Genomic DNA, 1,746 nt, shown 5'->3' with positions numbered 1-1,746 from the left:
CCCGGTTTCAGATCGCCTGCAACACCGACATCTCCTCCGGCCTGACCCTAGGGGTGATGGCCGGCCCGACCGCACAGATGTCGATCTCCTATCCGCCGGCGGCGATTATCGGCGGCCAAGCCCTGGGCAACATCTCCACCACCATCCGTCCCGGCGCCATCTACGACATCTCCTTCGGTACGAAATCCTTGGCTGGCCCCAAAGCAGGACTCGGGTTGGAAGGGGTACACGCCAAAGTCGCCAGCTGCCTAGGCCCAGTCTCCGTGCGCGCCTACGTGCGTGTCGCGTTGTCCACCCCTACCAACGACGACACCTACCACCTCTACGGCAAACCCCACTACCTGTAGCCCGGTCGGCTCTGCCGTCCACGTCCGGTCTGACGAAGGAATCGTCCCAATGAGCAACCCGAACACCGAGACTGACACGCCGGCGAGTGCCGCCGACACGGAGGTGATCCCGGCAGTGGGCGACAATGTCACCCGCTCGGCTCGGCAGCCATCGGTCACCCCGCCAGCACCGACCGAGCCGACCGGAAGCGCGGGTGTACCGGCTGCCACACTCGTGTTCTGGCTTCTCGGGTGCCTCTTGCTCGTCGTCGCCGCAGTCGCGCTACCTCGGCTATCCGAGTGGGCAGGTCGCTACGGCAACCTGCCCGTCTTCCTCGGCTTCTTTCTGGTCATGTCGCTGGCCGGACGCTGGTTCTGGGCCGGCACCGACGCCATCATCTCAGCTGTCCGGGGCCGGGGATGACCACCGACACGGGAAGCCCTCTCGGGTATCCCGCCGACGCCGACGGCCCCACGCCGGTGCGTCCCGTCGCTCGACTACGACGGTGGCGGTGGCTGGCCGGACTGGCCGCTGTTGTTCTGACCGTCGGTACTGGTCTGGGCGTCGTGTTCGCGGTCGTTTCCGGTGGTTCGGGCACCGCCCACGCCGATGCCCTGTGTGACCAGATGCGCCTTGAGCATGGTCCGCATTGGCCGTGTATCAACGTGCCGACCTACACCCCGCAGCCGACGCAGAACACCCCACCACCCACCGGCTCCACTCCGGGGGCACCCGGCAACGGCCCCAACGCCGGCGGCTCCCCGGGCCCGGGACCCGGCACGGGCAACGGGACTCCGATCATCCCCGTGCCCGGCTACCGGGCCCCCGGCTTGCCCGGGCAACGTCCTCCCGCGCCGCCGCAGCACACTGGTCAACGACCGGCACCGCCCAACACCGGGCAACCCGCACCACCGGCACAGACTGGCCGACCCGTACCACCGCCGCGGCCTCGACCATCGGCGCCGACGACGCCACGCCCGACGACACCGCCCACCCCCGCAGTTGTCCCCGGACAACCGGCCGTGCCCGACATTGGCGACACCACGACACCCGACATCCCGGTATGGGTGTGGCTCCTCGCCGGTGCGGCCGCCATCGTCGGTGCGGCACGCCCATCGACACGTGTACGGCGCACAGTCGCGGCCGTGGTGCCCGATCCACCGCCGTCACAGGATCAGGCCTATGTGCCCCCGGCGCAGGATCCCTCACTTGGCGAATCGCATCAGATGTACAACCCGCCGCAGCAGCCTCCTGCCGGTGGTGGGCCTGGTTCGGGTTCAGGACTGATGGTGCCTGCGCCTCGGGAAAATGAACCCGCTCCGCAGGGGTCAGCGCCTTCGTCGCCAGCCACACCACTGCCGGTCGGGCCGAAAACTGCCCCGAAGATACCCCAAACCAAACCCGGGACGGACAGGCCTG

At 68.7% G+C, this 1,746-nt stretch carries 3 protein-coding genes; 2 read left to right on the top strand and 1 reads right to left on the bottom strand.

Features of this window, described 5'->3' with window-relative positions; all coding sequences use genetic code 11:
- Both GOARA_RS00140 and GOARA_RS00135 read left to right on the top strand, forming a co-directional pair.
- The coding region (locus tag GOARA_RS00140) for an MspA family porin (RefSeq protein ID WP_007320238.1) at positions 1-347 on the top strand (347 nt) is incomplete at its 5' end.
- A gap of 49 nt (positions 348-396) precedes the next feature.
- Positions 397-750, top strand: a complete 354-nt coding sequence (locus tag GOARA_RS00135; RefSeq protein WP_007320237.1) for a hypothetical protein — start codon at positions 397-399, stop codon at positions 748-750.
- 74 nt (positions 751-824) lie between these two features.
- On the opposite strand, the gene GOARA_RS20050 is transcribed toward GOARA_RS00135, so the two are convergent.
- Positions 825-977, bottom strand: a complete 153-nt coding sequence (locus GOARA_RS20050) for a hypothetical protein (protein ID WP_007320236.1) — start codon at positions 975-977, stop codon at positions 825-827.
- Between the last annotated feature and the right edge of the window lie 769 nt (positions 978-1,746).

The sequence above is a fragment of the Gordonia araii NBRC 100433 genome, from assembly GCF_000241265.1.
In the GTDB taxonomy this organism is placed as follows: Bacteria; Actinomycetota; Actinomycetes; order Mycobacteriales; family Mycobacteriaceae; genus Gordonia; species Gordonia araii.
Note: the sequence above shows the minus strand (reverse complement) of the source record. Positions and strands in the feature narration are given on the sequence as shown.

Excerpts from the sequence above, each read along its gene's own strand:
- GOARA_RS00135 (WP_007320237.1), top strand. The coding sequence starts at position 397 with ATGAGCAACCCGAACACCGAGACTGACACGCCGGCGAGTGCCGCCGAC.
- GOARA_RS20050 (WP_007320236.1), bottom strand. The coding sequence starts at position 977 with ATGCGGACCATGCTCAAGGCGCATCTGGTCACACAGGGCATCGGCGTG.